The organism is Sphingomonas sp. (assembly GCF_039594485.1).
Classification (GTDB): domain Bacteria; phylum Pseudomonadota; class Alphaproteobacteria; order Sphingomonadales; family Sphingomonadaceae; genus Sphingomonas.
On the sequence record NZ_JBCNNI010000002.1, the window covers coordinates 116,115 to 134,789 of the forward strand.

At 62.7% G+C, this 18,675-nt stretch carries 13 protein-coding genes; 4 read left to right on the forward strand and 9 right to left on the reverse strand.

The window, feature by feature from the left end; genetic code table 11:
- The first annotated feature begins 13 nt into the window (after positions 1-13).
- From ABDV78_RS01560 to ABDV78_RS01570, 3 genes are all read left to right on the forward strand, one after another.
- Positions 14-1,672 carry an AMP-binding protein gene (locus ABDV78_RS01560; protein WP_343525415.1) on the forward strand — a complete coding sequence of 553 codons (1,659 nt, stop codon included), beginning with the start codon at positions 14-16 and terminating at the stop codon, positions 1,670-1,672.
- 233 nt (positions 1,673-1,905) lie between these two features.
- A complete protein-coding gene (locus ABDV78_RS01565) occupies positions 1,906-4,461 on the forward strand; it encodes a TonB-dependent receptor (RefSeq protein WP_343525416.1) in 2,556 nt (851 codons plus the stop codon).
- Between the two features lie 224 nt (positions 4,462-4,685).
- The gene (locus ABDV78_RS01570) at positions 4,686-5,924 is read left to right on the forward strand and encodes a DUF2254 domain-containing protein (RefSeq protein WP_343525417.1); all 1,239 of its coding nucleotides are present in this window, start codon (positions 4,686-4,688) and stop codon (positions 5,922-5,924) included.
- Between the two features lie 136 nt (positions 5,925-6,060).
- On the opposite strand, the gene ABDV78_RS01575 is transcribed toward ABDV78_RS01570, so the two are convergent.
- From ABDV78_RS01575 to ABDV78_RS01600, 6 genes are all read right to left on the reverse strand, one after another.
- Positions 6,061-8,130: a TonB-dependent siderophore receptor gene (locus ABDV78_RS01575; RefSeq protein ID WP_343525418.1), complete on the reverse strand. Its 2,070-nt coding sequence runs from the start codon at positions 8,128-8,130 to the stop codon at positions 6,061-6,063.
- A gap of 125 nt (positions 8,131-8,255) precedes the next feature.
- Positions 8,256-10,262: a TonB-dependent receptor gene (locus tag ABDV78_RS01580; protein WP_343525419.1), complete on the reverse strand. Its 2,007-nt coding sequence runs from the start codon at positions 10,260-10,262 to the stop codon at positions 8,256-8,258.
- A 101-nt stretch (positions 10,263-10,363) separates the two neighbouring features.
- Positions 10,364-10,633, reverse strand: coding sequence for a hypothetical protein (locus tag ABDV78_RS01585; RefSeq protein WP_343525420.1), 270 nt, complete (start codon positions 10,631-10,633; stop codon positions 10,364-10,366).
- Positions 10,630-10,929 carry a DUF3325 domain-containing protein gene (locus ABDV78_RS01590; protein ID WP_343525421.1) on the reverse strand — a complete coding sequence of 100 codons (300 nt, stop codon included), beginning with the start codon at positions 10,927-10,929 and terminating at the stop codon, positions 10,630-10,632. The genes ABDV78_RS01585 and ABDV78_RS01590 overlap by 4 nt, the downstream gene beginning before the upstream one ends.
- Positions 10,926-12,482, reverse strand: coding sequence for a PepSY-associated TM helix domain-containing protein (locus tag ABDV78_RS01595; protein WP_343525422.1), 1,557 nt, complete (start codon positions 12,480-12,482; stop codon positions 10,926-10,928). Before ABDV78_RS01595 ends, ABDV78_RS01590 begins: the two co-directional genes overlap by 4 nt.
- A gap of 514 nt (positions 12,483-12,996) precedes the next feature.
- Positions 12,997-13,440 (reverse strand): MarR family winged helix-turn-helix transcriptional regulator, encoded by a 444-nt coding sequence (locus tag ABDV78_RS01600; protein WP_343525423.1) that lies wholly within the window; start codon positions 13,438-13,440, stop codon positions 12,997-12,999.
- 265 nt (positions 13,441-13,705) lie between these two features.
- Between ABDV78_RS01600 and ABDV78_RS01605 the strand changes: the two genes are divergently transcribed.
- Positions 13,706-14,572 (forward strand): helix-turn-helix domain-containing protein, encoded by an 867-nt coding sequence (locus tag ABDV78_RS01605; protein WP_343525424.1) that lies wholly within the window; start codon positions 13,706-13,708, stop codon positions 14,570-14,572.
- 13 nt (positions 14,573-14,585) lie between these two features.
- Here the strand turns inward: ABDV78_RS01605 and ABDV78_RS01610 are convergent, their stop codons facing one another.
- Genes ABDV78_RS01610 through ABDV78_RS01620 form a run of 3 tightly spaced genes read right to left on the reverse strand, consistent with a single transcriptional unit; the run spans position 14,586 to position 18,544 of the window.
- Complete coding sequence (locus ABDV78_RS01610) at positions 14,586-15,410, reverse strand: SDR family oxidoreductase (protein ID WP_343525425.1); 825 nt, start codon at positions 15,408-15,410, stop codon at positions 14,586-14,588.
- 39 nt (positions 15,411-15,449) lie between these two features.
- Positions 15,450-16,349, reverse strand: a complete 900-nt coding sequence (locus ABDV78_RS01615) for a sugar phosphate isomerase/epimerase (RefSeq protein WP_343525426.1) — start codon at positions 16,347-16,349, stop codon at positions 15,450-15,452.
- A complete protein-coding gene (locus ABDV78_RS01620; RefSeq protein ID WP_343525427.1) occupies positions 16,346-18,544 on the reverse strand; it encodes a TonB-dependent receptor in 2,199 nt (732 codons plus the stop codon). The genes ABDV78_RS01615 and ABDV78_RS01620 overlap by 4 nt, the downstream gene beginning before the upstream one ends.
- Positions 18,545-18,675 lie beyond the last annotated feature (131 nt).

An 18,675-nucleotide genomic window follows, 5' to 3' on the forward strand; every position in this document is an offset into this window, starting at 1 on the left:
GAGGATCGAACGCATGACCGGCATACCGGCATCGGCCGCCGTTCCCGACTATAGGAAGGCGGTCGAGGAGTTTTCCACCGAACGGGAGCGAGCGCGGCTTTCGGGACGGTTATCGGACGACATCAACGCCTGTGTCGAATGCTGCGACCGCTACGCCGATGGCGACGACCTGGCCCTTGTCACGATCGCGGCGGATGGCACACGCCATGATCACAGCTTCGCGGCGTTGCGCGACCTGTCGGCGCAGGTGGCGCACATGCTGGTGGCGAACGGCGTCCGGCCCGGCGATGTCGTGGCGGGGCTGCTGCCTCGCAGGATCGAGCTGATCGCGACGATCCTGGGCGTCTGGCGGATGGGGGCGACCTATCAGCCGCTGTTCACCGCCTTCGGCCCCAAGGCGATCGCACACCGGCTGGGCATCAGCAATGCCGTGCTGGTCGTGACCGACAGCGACAATCGCGCGAAGCTGACCGATATTGCGCCCTGCCCTCCGGTCGCGGTCGTCCGCGCGCCGGACGCGCCGCTCATGGCCGGCGACATCGACTTCCGCGCCGAGATTGACGGGATGCCGGCCGATTTCGTGCCGGTCCTGCGCACGGGCGACGATCTTTTCCTGATGATGTCGACATCCGGCTCCACGGGCCTGCCCAAGGGCGTCGGGGTGCCGCTGAACGCGCTGGTCTCGATCGGCGCCTATATGCGCTGGGCGATAGACCTGCGCGCGGAGGACCGATTCTGGAACATCGCGGATCCGGGCTGGGCCTATGGCCTTTATTACGGGATCACCGGGCCGCTGCTGCTGGGCCGGGCGACCATCCTGTATGACGGCGTCTTCTCCGCCGAGGCCGCCTTCGATCTCATCGCGCGGCTCGGCGTCACGAACCTCGCCGGTTCGCCGACCGCTTACCGCCTGCTGATGGCGGAAGGCGGCGCGGCGGCGGCGCGGGCAAGGGGCACGCTGCGCGTCGTCAGCAGTGCGGGCGAACCGCTGAACCCCGAGGTCATCCGCTGGTTCGATGCCCAGTTCGCCGTGCCGGTGCACGACCATTACGGCCAGACGGAAACCGGCATGGTCGTGAACAACCATCACGGCCTGTCGCACCCCGTCCGCATCGGCTCAGCCGGGGTTGCGATGCCGGGCTACCGCGTCGCGGTACTGGATGAGAACGGCCATGAACGGGACATCAACGAGCCGGGTGAACTGGCCATCGACATCGCCCGATCGCCGCTCTTCTGGTTCGGCGGATACTGGCACCAGAACACCCCCGCCATCCGTGACGGCTATTACCGGACGGGAGACACGGTGGAACTAGGACCGGACGGGAGTGTCAGCTTCATCGCCCGCGCCGACGATATCATCACCTCATCGGGCTATCGCATCGGTCCCTTCGATGTCGAAAGCGCGTTGATCGAACATCCCGCCGTGATGGAGGCCGCCGTCATCGGCGTGCCCGACCCGGAACGCACAGAACTGGTCAAGGCGTTCATCGTGCTGAACGCGGGCTTCGCACCGACGCCGGCGCTGGCCGATGCCCTGAAGGCGCACGTCAAGACCCGGCTGTCCGCCCATGCCTATCCCCGGCTGATCGCGTTCCTGTCGGAACTGCCCAAAACCCCGAGCGGCAAGATCCAACGCTTCATGCTGCGCACAATGGATCAGGGCAAAAGCTGATCTGGCTCCATCAAAAAGCGGCGAACAGGCCCTAAGAAGAGGGACAGATATCCTGCACTTTGAACATCGGCACCAGCGTTCGGGGCTCTTAAAACCATATCAACACACCTCTGTCCCTGACTGCTGGTGCCCAAGCGCAACAGGTCACGAATGCACCGAGATGCAGTGACCGTATCAGGGAGCTTTGTATGAAAAGGATTGGGGGCATCAGCATTCTCGCCATCGCGACATGCATGGCGATGCCGGCATTCGCACAGGATGCGAGCGGCGGGCAGGCGCAGGCGCAGGCGCAGGCGCAGGCGGGAGGACTGGAGGATATCGTCGTCACCGCCACCAAGCGATCGGAGAATCTTCAGGACGTTCCCGTCGCCGTGTCGGCCATTTCGTCTTCGCAACTCTCCAACCAGGGCGTGTTCGACACGTCGGACCTCAACGGCTCGATGCCCAATCTCCAGGTGTCGTCGGCCTATGGTTCGCAACAGCCCAATTTCACCCTGCGCGGTGTCGGCGTCGGCACCGAACTCAGCGCCAGTGCGGCATCCCCGGTCGGCGTCTATGTCGACGAGGTCTATCAGACCTTCCGCGCCAGCCAGGGCCAGCAACTCTATGACCTGGCCCAGGTCGAGGTGGTACGCGGGCCCCAGGGCACGCTCTATGGCCGCAACACCACGGGCGGCGCGATCAACTTCATCACCCGCAAGCCCGCCCTGAAGGGCGAAAATGGCTATCTGACGGCGGGCTATGCCAACTACGACCGGCGCAATTTCGAAGGCGCGATCGAACTGACGCCCATCGAGGACCGGCTCGGCATCCGTATCGCCGGCACCTATGTCAAGATGGATCCCTATATCCACAATCTGATGCCGGCCGGGCTCAACAAGACGGCGGCCGGGGGCGCATCGGGTCGCAATTTCGCGACGGGGCGCGATCCCGGTGGCGACGAAAGCTATGCGTTCCGGGGCACGATGCGGTTCAAGCCTGTCGATACCCTCGATGTCACGCTGAAGGGCTATGCGTCGAAATCGATCGGGGGCGCGGCGGCCTCGCTGGGCGCGGGTCCGTACAAGTCCAACCCGGGCCTGTTCGATTATGAAAATCCCAATTTCATCCTCTCGCCCCTGTTCCGGGCGCTCGGCTCCAGCGGTGCGGGCCTGCTGCCGAGCAGTTACAGCCGGGCGGGCCTGTCGGACACCGAGATCGAACAGGATACGGTCGGCCGCGCCGTCACGCGCACGGAAGGCGCCGTTCTGACCATCAAGGCCGACCTTGCCGACCGGCTCAACCTCACCTCGATCACCGGCTATGATTCCGGCCTCTATCTCCAGACGCAGACCGATTGCGACAGCAGCCCGCTGCGCCTCTGCTCGAATGGCTATCGGTCCGATTTCAAGGCCTTCAACCAGGATCTGCGGCTCGATTACAGCAGCGGCCCGTTCAAGATGATCGGCGGTGCCTATTATGGCTGGGATTCGGTGACGTCGAACAATGACATCGACATCTTCAACCTGCTGAGCGATGTGCGCGCGGCCGTCGGCCTGCCCGCGACATGGTTCAACCCGGCGGGCGGCTTCAACGGAAAGGCGCTGTCCGCCGGTTCGGTGCCCACCGGCATCCTCGGCAAGCAGCATTTCCGGCAGGACCGCGAAAGCTGGGCGATTTACGGCGAAGGCAGCTATGAAATCACGCCGACGGTGAAATTCACCGCAGGCCTGCGCTACACCACCGACACCACCAAATATCGCGATGGTATCACCACCTATTATGACGATGCGGGCAACCCACGGATGCTCGCCGTGTCGGCCTATGGCGCGCCCTATTTCCTGTCCCCGGTCTATAACGAGGCCGGGGCCGTGGCGATCCCGGCCAGCGGCGGAACCGTGCCCGGCGGCGTCAACAAGGATGGCAAGACCAGCCGCATATCGGGACGTGCCATCCTGGACTGGAAGCCGGTGGACGGCGTCATGCTCTATGCCAGCTATAGTCGCGGCTATCGCGCGGGTACGTTCAACGGCCTGGCCTATATCAGTTCGCCGCAGGTCTATTTCGTCAAGCCGGAAGAGGTGAACGCCTATGAAGTCGGGTTCAAGACCCGCTTCCTCGACAACCGGTTGCAGGTCAACGGCAGCTTCTTCTATTATGACTACAAGAACCAGCAGAGCCAGGTCGTCGACCAGAGCGTGACCGCGAACATCATCACGCTCGACGGCAAGATGAAGGGGCTCGAACTCGACATCGAATTCGCCGCGACCGACCGCCTGACACTGAACGCGTCGCTGGGCCTGCTCGACAGCAAGTATAAGGACTTCGATCAGGCGACCTGCGCGGCCCTGAACCTCAGCGGGCTATATCCGGCCCAGAAGGGTTCCTGCGTCCAGTCGGGCGCGGGCAGCGTCAGCGTCGGCGGCAACCCCTTCCCCTATGCGCCGACATCCTCGATCAATCTCGGCTTCGACTGGGATGCGGCGTATATCGGCGACGGCAAGATCAAGGTCCATGGCGACACCGCCTATTCGGGGCGCTTCTATTACGACTCGTTCAAGGATTACAGTCGCGGTGTCCTGAAGAACCTCGCCACCGGCCGATATACGAACGGCGAGGGCGATTACTGGGTGTTCAACAGCCGCATCAGCTATGTGACGGATCGCTATACCCTCTCGGTGTGGGGCAAGAACCTGTCCAACAAGCTCTATTTTCCGGGCGGCTATCCCAATGAAGGGATCACCGGAGCGGGCTATCTGGTCCGGGCCCTGCCCAGAACCTTTGGCGTGGAAGGCACCATCCGCTTCTGACGCCCCCGGGCAAGGGGCCGCGCGTCGGTCCCTTGCCCCCCAATGGCATAACCCCTTGTCTCGAAGACCCGCGGCTCCGCTTCTCGAAGCCGACAGGCGGATGGAGGCGTACCGCGCGCCTTGGCAAAAAAAGACCATTCGTGCGTCGAATATCGTCTCTCTGCGTATAAGCGATCATCGTCGATCGAGATGGCAAAGGTCGCGCAAGGGGACGAAGGCACCAGATGATCTCGAAGGCCCGTATCGGATGGCTCCTCCATCGTATCGCCCGTAAGATCTGGTTCCGGGCGGCGCTGATCAGCGCCGCCAGCGTGGTGGTCGCCGCGTTCGCAGGCATCGTGGCGCGAACGGTCCCGTATCACTTTACCGGCGATATCGGGCAGGACGCGGTGGGAACGGTGTTGGAGATCATCGCCTCGTCGATGCTGGCGGTGACCACCTTCTCGTTGACTGCGATGGTCAGCGCCTATTCGTCCGCCACCCAGTTGGCGACCCCGCGCGCGACGCAATTGCTGATCTCGGACCGCATGTCGCAAAATGCGCTGTCGACGTTCCTCGGGGCCTTCATCTTCGCCGTCGTTGGCATCATCGGGCTGCAAACGCGCCTTTATGGCGGACAGGGGCGCGTGCTGCTCCTGATCGCCACGGTCATGCTCGTCGCGCTGGTGGTCGTGACCCTTTTGCGCTGGATCGCGCATCTCGCCGCGTTCGGGCGCATGTCGGATGTGATCGACCGGGTCGAGAATGCCGCACGATCCGCCATGCAGGCATTCGCGGCCGACCCTTATCAAGGGGGAAGACCGGCCATCCCGGTTCCCGGCAATGCGCGATCGGTGCCGTCACAGACCATCGGCTATGTGACGCATGTCGATGTCGGTCGCCTCGCCGCGCTGGCACGAGAGCATGACATCATCGTGCATGTGAAGGCGATCCCCGGTACATTGGTGCACAAGGGTCGTCCGCTGCTCGGCGTGGTCGGGGGCAAGGCGGAACAGGACGACGCATTGTCGCAGGCCTTCGTGATCGAGCGGCACCGCGATTTCGATCATGATCCCCGGCTGGGACAGATCGCCCTTGGCGAGATCGCCGGTCGGGCGCTGGCCCCCGCGACCAACGATCCCGGCACGGCGATCGAGGTGCTGAACGCCTTACTGCGTACCTTGAGCGAATTGCCGGCGCAGGGGCCTTCCCTCGATGACGATCTGCCGCCCGTCCATGTGCCGCGCCCGTCCGTGGACGACCTGATACGCGCCGGTTTCACCCCGATCGTGCGCGAGGGGGCGAGCGAGGAGGAAGTGGCCATTCGAACCTTCAAGGTGCTTCATGCCCTGGGCGAAACGCTGCCTCACGCCCTCGCGACGACACGCGCACTGGCCAGCGAGTTGAAGCAGAATGTCGAGCGCGTGATGCTCGATCAGGCCGCGCGCGCCAGAACGCTGGCCGTCTATGAAGATCATGCGTGACGGCGGCGATTTCGGTCCGGGGGGCCCCGGATCACCCGATCGGGGCCTCCTCATGATGGCTTGACGACGAACCGGGACGGCCCGGATGGCGGACGGCAGGCGTCTTGACCACCTGCCGCCCTTGCCCGAAGCCGACCTACCAGCGCGCGCGCAGCGACACGGCGAAGCTTCGCGGTTCGCCAAAGTAATTGCCTCGCCCCGTGCCGCTGATCCGGGAATAATAGGTTCTGTCGAGCAGGTTGTTGACGTTCAGGCGCACGGTAAGACGGTCGCTCAACTGATATCCGACCAAGCCGTCCAGCGTCAGAACACTACCCTGCGTCACCAGCGTCGAAACGGTCGCACGCGCGTTTCCGGCCTGGGTAGGCGAACTGAAGTTCAGGCCGCCGCCAAGCTCGACGCCTGACAGGGCACCGTCCTCGACCACATAATTCGTGAAGAGCTTCACGCTGTGTTTCGGCGAAATCCGGGTGAAGGCCAAATCCTGATTGGCGGGATCGCGAGCATATTTATTGGTATTATAGGCATAGCCGCCGGTGACCAGCCACCCCTTGGTGATCCGCCCGCGAACCTCAAGCTCGGCACCGCGCGACACGACCTCGCCCTCTGCGACGTAGAAACCTTCGTTCAACGGATCGGCGAGTGCGCGACCGATCTGCTTGATGCGATAGATCGCGGTCGTCAGCAGCAGGCGATCGTCGAGGATCTGCCCCTTCAACCCGGCCTCCCACTGCTGGCCGCTGGTCGGCGACAGCATGTCGCCATCGACGGTACGCTCGGTCTGCGGCGACAGACTGTCAGCATAGCTCACATAGGCCTTCCAGTCCTTCGTCACGTCGTAGGTGACAGCACCGAACGGACGGAAGGACGGCTTCATCCGCACCTCGGTCCAGGGACCAAGCCGGATCGGCTGCGGATTGGTCAGGCTGGGCGTGACCCGCGTGAATCCGTCCCGCTCATGCTGCTCCCACCAGGACAGCCGCGCACCGCCGATGACATCAAGCCGGGACGTCAATGACAGGTCGATATTGCCATAGATGCCGGTCTGGCGCGTGCGGGTCAGGCTGCCGCTATTCGGTTTGTACGCCGGGCGCGGGACGGCGTTGTCGGGGTTGAATACGTCGATCCGCGCGAATGCCCGGTCCCGCCATTCCTTGCCATCGTTATCGAGGCGTTGATGATCCGCCCCTAGCAATACGCTGTGATCGCGACCGAACATCCTGATCTTGCCCGCCACATGCGCGTCGAAACTCGTCCAGTCGCTGTCATACTGGCCATAATAGCCGACCATGCTCGTCGAGCCAGTGCCGCGCCGCACGGCACCATTTCCGAGATACGCATAGTTGGAATAGCTGTCCTGCTTGGCGCGCTGCGCCGTCGCCTTGAAGCGCCAGTCATCGTTGATGTTCCAGGCGAGTTCGGTGAAGGCCAGCGTGTCGGAATCGCGCATCCGGTTCCAGTTCGCGCCGACATAGACCGAACGCCTGACCGACAGCAGGCCACCGCCGACATAGCCCGGCAGCCCGGTCTGAATGGGCGCATAGTAGATCTGATGATGGGCACCGATCGAAAGGGTGACGGCGGGATCGAGGTCGAATGTCACGATACCATAGGCGACATAACGCCGCCGCTTGCCATAGTCGTAGAACATGTCGGAATCCTGGGCCGAGGCCGCAAATCGCGCCTTCACCGTGCCATCCGCGGTAACGGGACCGCCGATATCGAATTCGCCGCGGAAATTATTCCAGCTCCCCGCCAGGGCTGTACCGCTGACCGCGAACGTGGACGTCGGCCGCTTGCGAACCAGATTGATCGCGCCACCCGGCTGCGCGGCGCCCGAGAAGAGGCTGGACGGCCCGCGCAGGATCTCGGCCCGTTCATACACCGTCATATCGGGGCGCGTTCCCGGATAGCTGATCAGCGGCACGCCGTCGATGAGATAGGCATCCAGCGAGAAGCCGCGCGAGATATAGTTCTGCCCTTCGGACGAGATGCCCAAGACCGTCACGCCCGGCGTCGCGAGCATCACGTCCTCCAGCGTGAACAGGTTGCGGAGCTGGATCTCCTCCTGCGTCACCACGGTGATGGTTTGCGGGACGTCCTTGACGGGTCGCGGGTCCTTCGCGCCGATCGTGATCCTTTGTCCGACGACCACGACATCGTCCGTCGGACGTTCCTGAGCCTGTGCGCTTGCGGTCGCGATCACGACAAACGACGCCCCGGCAAGGGCGAGAGATCCCAATGACATTTTATATCCCCCTATGATGACAGGGGAGTCATTAATTCGTCATGTTATCATGAGTCAATAATGATAATCACTAGCATTATTAATCAAAATTGCCGGGCGAGCAGGAGCGTCACATAGGCCCCATAGCGCCGCACACGATGTTCGACCGCGCCGAGCTTTCCGTTTCTGTCTGGCTGGTAGAAGGCGCGATGCCGCCGCTCGACATAGCCGGACAGGCCCGATCCCGTAAGCGTCGCCTTGATCCCCCGTGGCAGCATGGTTTCCGCATAGAGGGATATCTCCGGCCGTTCCCATTCGCGTTGATACTGGTCCACAAACCATTGCCGTTGGGGAAGCTCGATCTTCGCGGACAGGCCCCAGGCCGACCGGATGCGCGACACATCCTGGCGCCAGGCGATGTTGACGATATTGTCGCGTTCGCGGGCGTCGGCGCGCATCATGCCGGTCAGGGGATCGGCCCGACGCGTTCGGGCGATGTCGGCATCCATGCTGATGCGGCCACCGGACACCAGGCCGTCCATCGGCACGGTCGCCTTGCCCTTGATCCGCCACAGCCGCACCGTGCCGAAATTCGCCAGCGCCTGGCCGCCTTGCGCCAACGGGACATAGGCCAATGCGTCGTCGATGGTTTCGCGCGATGCCGTCAATGACACGGCACCTCCATTTCCGAACCGGTGATCGATCGTTCCAGACCAGACGGTCATCCGCTCCGGGCGCAGTTCGGCATTGCCCGCGATCGGTCGATCGTTGATCAGATCGCCCGACGCGGCGAAACCCTCGAAATCGAGCTGGCCGACCGACCGGCGAACGCCGAACCGCAACTGGGTCCGTTTCCCGGCATCCCAGATCATCGAAAGGTTCGGCTTCCAATATTGCAGTCGCCGATCTGGAATGCCGCCCGACCTGACGCCGATCCGCGATCGCTCGAACGCCAGCCCGGTTTCGACCCGCATGGCGGCGTTCAGGGTAAGCACGGCGTTGGCGAACACCTCGCTCCGCACTTCGGCAACAAATGTCCGCCGCTGCTCGCCCCCGACTCCCGGCCGAAACTGATTATCCAGGTCGTTCCAGGCCATTTCGGCCCCCAGTTCGGGAAGGAGCCGGTACTCGCCCTTCCGCTGCACCGTCACGCGCGCAACCAGCTCGCTGGTGCGAGCATCGCTTGCAAAGCGGTCCGTGGGATCGGACCGGGACTTTTCGGAAAAATGGCTCGTCTCCGCCCGTCCCAGCGCCACCAGCTTGGTCGACCAGCCGTTTCCCAGCGTGCGCGACCAGTCACCGCCCAGTTCGCCATTCCATTCGCCGTAAAGCCCATCGATGCCGCCATCGGTTCCGGTCGCACCGCGTTCGTGCAGCGTCTGCCCATAGGCTTCGCGCTCATGACCGATCCGTGCATTGAGGCTGAGCGTACCGCCCCCGACATCGCCGATGGTGCCCAGCGTGAACGTCGCGCCGCGGGTATGGATCGCGAGGCGTTCGTCGGCGATCTGCACCTGGCCGCCGACCGGCTCTTCGCGCCGATACACGCCGCGCAAGGGATTATTCTCATACCAGGCCAGGGCGCTGGCCGATGTCTGCCATCCTGCGACCGGCAAGGCATAGCTGAGTTCGACCCTGGGCGTGATCGCATCATCGCTGAACCCGCGACGCAGCTCGATCGAGCCGTTTCCCGAACCGCTGGTCGTGGGGAGCAGCACGACGTTGGCGACCACGGCCCGTCCCATCGTGTCGGCCGTACCGCCACTGCGGATCAATTCGATCCGTTCGACCCGCGACGCCGCGATGCGCCCCAATGTCGGGGCCAGCCCGCCCGTCTTCACGCTCGGCCGTTGACCGTCGATCAGGACATTGCCCGCATTCGCACCGAACCCCCGCGTGTCGTCATCGGACTCCAGGGTAAAACCCGGCGTCCGTTTCAGCATGTCGATGACGGTCTGTGGCTGAAACGCCGCGTAGAAGGCGGCGGGATACGCGACCCGCCCGCCCTCTTCCTTCGCCCCGGCCTGTGCCTGGGCAACCGCCACTTGCCCGGACGCTGCGCCGCTTGCCGACAGGATGGCCATCAATGTCGGAACGATCATGACCACCATGAAGACAGGCACTGCGATGACGGGGCCGGACATGATACCACAGCGTCCGAACCGGCATGACGCCGATGGCGATGGATCCAGAATGTCATGCTCGGTCCCGATCAGACGAGGAACAATAGGGCGGGAATGGCCGCCGCCGCGAGCAGGTGCATCCACGCGCGGGCCACGCTGCGCGCATGAAAGGCGCTCATGGTAATGACCGCGAAAAGCGCGAAGCTGGGCAGCGTGGCGGCCAGGACCGCTTCGACCGGCGGAACACCCGTTCGAACGAGAAGCCGCGAAACCGCTGCGGTCCACAGCGCGGTGACGGCATATGTACCCAGCGTCACGGCCAATATGCGCGCTATGCTGCGCATGGCGTACGGCATCATCCCCGCCCTCCCTTCACGCGCCGCAGCACGCGATCACGATGGACATTCACGGTGACGACAATGGCGGCGGTCAGCGTCAGCCAGCCCGCCCATGCGACCGCGCCATAGGCCCAGCCATGTTCCACACCGAGCAGCAGAAATCCTGCCAACAAGGCGCCGAAGCCCGCGAGACGGAGCGCCCTTTCGGTGGCAGGGGCAGCCTTGCGACCCAGCCAATCCTGATGATGCCGGGGCATCGACAGGAACAGGCAACCGAAACCGCCGATCAGGACAAGCGCCGTGAACAGCTCGATCATGCCGTGGCCCCAAAGCTGGCCATTTGTCGGCGGCGCGTTGGCGTACGGGCCTTGTGATGCGCGACACGATAGGCGGCGAGCGCGCAGGCCCCGGACGTTGCGATCACGACCAGGTCGAAACCGACGAACACCCAGTCTCCTGCCAGCAGGCTGGCAAAGGTGCCGCGTTCCGTCGCGACCGCGTTGACCACGGGTATCAGCGCGTAAAGCGCCGCGCCGATCAGCAGGGTTTCGATCCACGCACGACGCGTCGGACGCGCCGTCGCCCAAATGGCTGCCGCCCCCCATGCGACGAACAGCGCATTCACCTCCCAATCCGCGCGGTGGGGCATCCCGACCGGGAGCAGGCGATTGGCGAGGAAATAGACGGCAATCCCAATCGCGCTACCCACAATCACCCCGATGTTCAGCCGCTCGACCAGCCGAAAGCCGAAATGCGGCCTGGTCGGATCGGCCAGCTTCACGCGGCGCTTGACCGTCCAGAGGACCAGCCCGGTCGCCACGATGACGGTGCCGCCGATGCCTGAGAGGAAATAGAACCATCGCAAGATCGGTCGCGCGAACCAGCCACGGTGCAGATCCACCATCACCTCGCGCGTCGCGGATGCCGATCCCTGATTCTCGGCAACGGGCGAGACGGCACCCGTGACGGCATTCAGATGCAGCGGCGTCGCCGGATCCCGCCATTCGCGGCGCGACGGATAGAGGGTGGCCGTCGCCGACATCATGCCCGGACGCTCGACCGAGATATAGGAGGGCGCGCGCCCCTGCCAGTGACGCTCGGCGATCGATACAAGCCGCGGCACGGGCAGAACCGCGGCATGGGCGGTGTCGTCCGGCGATGCCTTCGGTTCGGGATAGGCCGCTTCGTAGAAGGCGTCCTCGCTGGGGAATGTCGCACTGATGGCCCATGGCATCAGCATGAACATCAGCGTCACAAGCCCGGTATAGGTGATCATCAGGAAGAACGGCAGGGCCAGCACACCCGTCACGTTATGAGCGTCCAGCCAACTCCGTTGCCCTTTGCCGAACCGCAGCAGGAAGAAATCGGCGAAGATCTTCTTGTGCGTCACGACGCCCGACAGGATGGCGACCAGCATCGCCAGTGCCGCAACGCTGACGATATAGCGCGCCCAGGCGACCGGCATGTAGTGAAGGTCGAAATGGAAGCGGTAGAGGAAATAGCCGCCCCTCGTCTCGCGGACCGTCACCTCACGACCGGTCGCGGGGTCGAGCACAACATCCATCCCGCCGCGCCGCCCCGCCCCCTGCGGCAGCCACTCAACCGTCAGGCCATCCCCCCCGCGCATCTCGGGAAAGGTCAGCGACCAGCTTTGCGCACCCGCCCCACGCTCCCGCAAAATCCTGTCCGCAGCCTCGAGCCCCTGGCGCGATACGCGACCGGGAAGGAGTTCGGGCCGCATCCATGCATTGATCTCATGCTGGAAAAACGCCGTCGTCCCGAACAGGAAAATGACGAACAGCAACCACCCCGGCAGCAAGCCCACCCAGCTATGGAAAAGCGCCATCGACTGACGAAAGCTGTCTTTCATGTGATCACGTCCGGCCCAATATCGATATCCCCACCGAAGCCGCGCCTTATGCATTGATTGATAATGATTCTCAATATTATTATTATATGATATATCAGCAATATAAGTGCGGAGGGTGCAGGAAGTGTGGGCCGGCGTCGGCGAAAGGGGGGGGGACTGACTATCCACCATAATCCCCATGCTCGCTGCCATGTTCGGTCGCGCTATTCGGTCAGGCATCACGTCGCGGCAGGCGACGCGACTTCGCCTCAGCGCCCGGCTTGCGTGAAGGCAATAGGGGCGAAGCGGTTCTCGCCAACGTCATAGCCGCCTTGCCCAGAAAGCTGCGACGCCCAATGCCCAGCGGCGAAAGACTCCTGGGTTCCGAACACCGGCCGAAGCGCTTGAGCCATGCCTCTCCACTTATGCGGGGCAGGCTCACCTCTCATATCATACGCCACGGCCCCATCGATCCATCTGATGACGCTCTCTCGTCTGCTTTTGTCCCCGCGAGATTCGCCGGGCCGCGCTGGGCTTACAACGCGTCGACCCTTGTCATGATCTTGCGCATCAGGGCGATCAACTGTCGTTTCTCGGCATCCGTAAGTGCCCCCAGCAATATCTGTTCACGCTCTCGTGCGGTACGCAGGATACGAGGGTAGAGTTCATGCCCCTTATCCGTCAGGTGATAGGGCTTCGTGCGTCCGGCGAAGCGGCCACTCAACGGCTCGACCAGCCCCTCCTCGACCAGCTTGGCCATCGACCGGCTGACTGCGCCTGCATCCATGGCGATCAGGTTCACGACCATCTGCGCGCTCGCAACGCCCTGCGCCCTCACCGAGGCCAGCACGCGCCATTCGCCAATTCCGATGCCGAACTCGGTCAGGTAAATTTTCGAAGATGTCGTGGTCCAACGGTTGGCGATCGTGCCGAGGAAAAACGGGAAATAGGCCTCCAGATCAAAGGGCTCACCGGTCATCCCGGCAAGACAGCCGAATCAAGTTGACATGTCAATTTGCAATGTCAGATTGATCGGAGATAGCTTCTGACGGTACCGGAAACCCGGATCGACAGACGCGAACGAGCGGCACTCTGACAACAGAATGAGCGTGTGAACCACGCCGACGAATGCCGAGGAGAGGAACATGACGCCTTTTCACGAGGTGAGTGGATCGACCTGCGACGATCGCTGGTCGAGCGACGGCCTGTCTGACACGGCGGCGCTGTCGGCCTGGAACGAAATCATGTCGACCAAGGTCGCGGAGATGCGCATTGACAGCGATCATCGCGAGGTTTTCCATGCACAATGGGCCCGTTTCGGACTGGGCCCCATCGAAATCCATAATTTCCGAACGGCCGAACAAACGATCACGCGAAGCCTTTCGATGGCGCGTCGGTCTGCCCATGAGGTTTATGCGCTTTCCTACATGCAGCAGGGGACGGCGGCCGTCCGCCATGCTGGGATCGAGGTCTTCGTTCCCGAGGGCTGCTTTGTTCTGGTCAGCCATGCCTCGCCCTACAGTTTCCAGTTTCCATGCGGCGCCGTCGCGCTGACCGCACACATGCCGACATCCTGGCTCCGCCGCTGGGTGCCGCAGCCCGAGGTCATGCTGGCGCGCACGTACGACCCCACGCCTTGGGGCACGGCGCTCGCCGCAATGTTGTCCGCGATCGACCAGGGCGGCCTGAAGGATGCCGCCGTTTCCCGATCATTGATCGCGGACCAGCTCGGCGGCTTCCTGGCGCTTATGAACGGCAACGACAGCCCGTGCGAGTCGCTTCACCAGAGCCGTATGTTCAATCGCGCAATCCAATTCCTTCGCGACCGGTATGACGATGTCGACCTCGATCCCTGTGCCGTCGCGGCCGAACTCAATATCTCGAAACGCTATGTCCACAAGATCTTCGCGGGTAACAATACGACCTTCGGCGCTGCATTGCTGGAACTTCGCTTATGCCGGGCCGCCGATATGCTGAATAACGCTCACTATGACGCGTATCGGATCAACGATGTGGCCTTTGCGTGCGGATTCTCGGATTCGAGCCATTTTGCCCGGCGCTTTCGTGAGAAGTTCGGAATGTCCCCGCAACAGATCCGCAAACGGCACTGACCGCCGCCCCTGTTTATCCATCGATCCCGCGCAGCGAGACGCCGCCATCGACGAGCAGTTCGGCGCCGGTCATGAAGTCGGATGCGTCGGACGCAAGATACAGGGCCAGCGCCTTGAACTGACGCGGCTCGCCCATCCGGCCTAGCGGAACCCCCTGGTCCCAGACGGCGCGGACCGCCGGGTCGTGCAAAACGCCGCCGCCGATATTGGTGACGACCGAGCCCGGTGCGATGGCGTTGACGCGGATACCATAACCGGCAAGTTCCCGCGCGAGCTGCCGGACGAAATGCCTCACCCCCGCCTTGGCGGGCATGTAGGGCGTCGGCACGATCGGGCAGGTTATTTCGGACGCGTTCGACGTCGTTGCGATCAGTGACCCCTTGCGACCATGCTTCTTCATCAGCCGGACCGCGTGGCGGAAGGTGAAGAAGACACCATCGAGGTCGATCGCCAACGTCTTGCGCCAATCGTCCACGGCGTAGACATCGATCTGCCCCGATACCGTGCGCCGGCCGTCGAAACCCAGATAGCCTTCGCCCGCCGCCATGCCGGCATTGGCGAACACGACATCGATGGCACCGAACGCCGCTTCGTGATCGTCGAATGCCCGACGCACGGCATCGTCATCAGCAACATCCACCTGGCAATGTCGCACATCGAAGCCCGCGTTGCGCAATCGCTCCGCTTCGGCCGCGGCTGCGCCACCGTCGATATCGGCGATCGTGACCGCCGCTCCGCCTTCGGCGACAGCCTCGACATAGGCCAGTCCAAGCCCCGATGCCCCACCGGTCACCAGTGCGGATCGACCGGCAAGCGAGAATTGATCGAAAAGAGTCATTGTCAATGTCCCGATATGCGTTGGTACCGTGGGTGACGCTCAGCCCGCGTGCAGGGCGTCGGCCACGACCTTGGATGTCTTGGCGAAACTCACCTCCGCCATCGCCGCGAGCGGCCATTCGCGGAAATATTCGTTTATGACTTCGACGCCGATCCACCCATCATATCCAAGGCTCCAGACCGCCTGCAGGAAGCCAGCGATATCGAATTCGCCATCGCCCGGCAGAAGCCGCCGATTGATGATCGAATCCATGAAGTTGACGGGCCGCGCCAGCGCACCGTCGTTGATCTCGACACCGATCACGTCGTCGCGCGACAGTTTCGCCGCGATGTCCGCGTTCGATGTGCCGGTTCGGAGCATATGGAGGTTGTCGAGCATGATCCCACCGTTCCGCGCGCCCGCCCCCCGCGTCAGTGACAGGACAAGATCAAGACTGGGGAGCGCGGAGAAGTCGGCAGGCAGCATTTCGAAGAGGATTCTGGTGCCGCGTTCAGCGGCCTCGTCACACAATTTGGCGAATTCGGCGGTCATCCGGTCCAGAGGAACACCGTCGTTCCCAAGGTCCGCGATCTTGATATGATTGGCGCCCAGTGCCTCCGCCGCTTCGAGCAGCAATGCCCGGTTCCGATCGGATGCGCGGCGGCGCTCGTCGGTACAATACCAGTCGTTCAGCCATTCGACCTCGACATGTCGAATGCCATGCGCATCGAGTAGCCTCTTCAACTCCGCAAAGCCGATAGTTTCACGCAGAACCTCAAGATCGGAATGCCAGAAACCCATTCCGGTGTACCCGGCCCGCGCGGCGCTTTCGATCCGTTCGCGGATGTCATGACTGCAAACCTCCTGGATGAGCGGCGCAGTGCCCGACGCCAACGTCCAGTATGATCCGTGAATACCAATGTCCCCAATCATGCCAAACTCCTCGGCCGCAAAGATCAATAGCGGTAGTTGAATGCGATGCCGTAGATGCGCGGCGGCTCATAGGCCGCGTTGATCGTGCCATCGGACAGGGTCGAACTATAGGTCACGATGGCCTTGTTCGTGAGGTTGTTGCCGAAGACGCGAACGGTGTATCGATCGTCCGGTGATGTCCATGCGATCGATGCGTTCAGTTTCCCGAAAGCACGCTGCGCGGCAATATTGTTGGCCTCGAAGAAATAGCGAGATGAATAGACGCCGGTTGCGTTGAACGCCAACTTGGATGCGTCCGCCATGTCCAGCGTGTATGTCGCCGACAGATTGCCCTGCAGGCGCGGCGCCTTCGGTATGCGATTGCCGCTTGCATCGCCGGGGAACGATGCGATGCCGCCATTCGGTCCGGTAAACGGGGCGTTCTGGAAATCCCTGAACTGGGCATTGGTGTACGCCATGCCGCCGGCCAGCGCGAATGCGCGGGAAAGCTTGGCATCGAAATCGGTTTCCAGGCCGAAGATCCGTGCGGATGCGCCGTTGACGATGCCCGTTGTGGCCAGGCCGACTTTCTGAACCTGAATATTCTTATAATCGTAATAATATCCGGCAAAATTCATCCTGACCGTATTGCCGAGCAGATTCGTCTTCAGCCCGGCTTCGTAAGCGTTGATCGTTTCCGGCAGAAACGCAGGATCGGATGAAAATTGGGTGTTGAAACCACCACTCTTGAAGCCGGTATTGAACGAGGCATAGGCAAGCACTTCGGGCGAAAATCGGTGATCCAGTGACACCCGGAAGGTCGGTTTCTTGAACGTGATCTCGGCGTGCGGCGTCGTCCCGATCGGAACCGGCGTCGTACTACCGAACGCGATCCCGTCGGTCCGGCCGTCAATCTCCCGCTTTTCGCGTGTGTAGCGTGCACCGAGCGTCAGATTGGTATTCGATCCGAGCTTGAGGGTTCCCTGACCATAGCCGGCGATGGATTCGGTCAGTTGGTCACCGAACAGGAGAACCGACTCGAACGGACCGAACAGATTATTGGGGACGTTGCGCGAGATGACTTTGGATGGGTCATACATGCCCCGCGCGCGAAAATAGAACACACCGGCGGTCCAGACAAAAGGGCCCGAGCCGCCCGATGCCAGTTGCAGTTCCTGACTCAGCTGATTTTCGAGGTCGATCAGGTCGCCTTCGAAGTGAGGAACAGGTGTGAAATCGACGTCCCACCGCAGACGGGTCCTGGCATCGCGATAGGCCGTGATCGAACTCAGCGTCACATCGCCGATCTCCTGATCGATCCGCATGCTGACGCCCCAGTTCCGGTTGTCGAGCCGGGGCACGACATCACCGTTCAGATCCCAGGCATCCCCGGCATCACGAATATTGCCGTACGACGCCGGAAGATTCGTACCGGGGAAAACGCGCTGGCCGTTGAACGAATTGGCCATGTCGGTGAAGTCGCCGATCAGGCGTATCTTGGTCGTATCGCCCAGGTCGAGCACCCATTTCGATCGCAAACTGATATTATGGATGTTCCGGTTGACGTCGTCTCCGGTCGGGATGTTCTTGCCCCAGCCATTGGCCTGTGTACTGGCGGACACGGACAGGTCTGCAGCGACGCCATTCGCGACACCGCCACCGACATAGACGTCGCCCTTGGTGGCGAGATAATTATCCACGGAGAGCCCGGCCCGGACATCGAGCTTGCTCGTCGGATCACCGGTCACGACCTGTATCAGGCCGCCGGTCGCGTTGCGCCCGAACAGCGTGCCCTGCGGCCCCTTGAGCACTTCGATACGGCTGATGTTATTGAAATCGAACAGCGCCGAGGTCGAGGAGGCATAATAGATGCCGTCAACATAGATTGAAACCGGCGTCTCGATACCCGGCCCGATCGCCGTGCTGCCGACGCCGCGCAGATAGGTGATGGCAAAGCCCACCGCGCTCGACACGCTGAGGCTCGGCACGACATCGCCCAGTGCCTGGACATTCTCGATGCCACGCGCCTCTAGCTGTTCTGCGGTCGGTGCCTGCACCGCGATGGGCACGTCCTGCAGCCGCTCTTCGCGGCGCTGCGCGGTCACGACGATGTCGGTGTTATGGGTATCCGCGGTGCTGTCATTCGCCTGGCCCGCGGTCGTCGCCGTCTGCGCCAGCGCGCCGGTCGATACGCCACAAAATAGCGACGCCATCAATGCGAGGCCGATGCGAGTCTTCGCCATCTCACTAATCCCTCCCCAATAGTCCTGCCGGACTCATTTTTATTGTTGCTTATGGTATGCGATCACGGTGCGCGGCGCGCGGTTACAGGCGCACAAAACTTCGTCTCAGAGAGCACGACATTGCAGGCGGC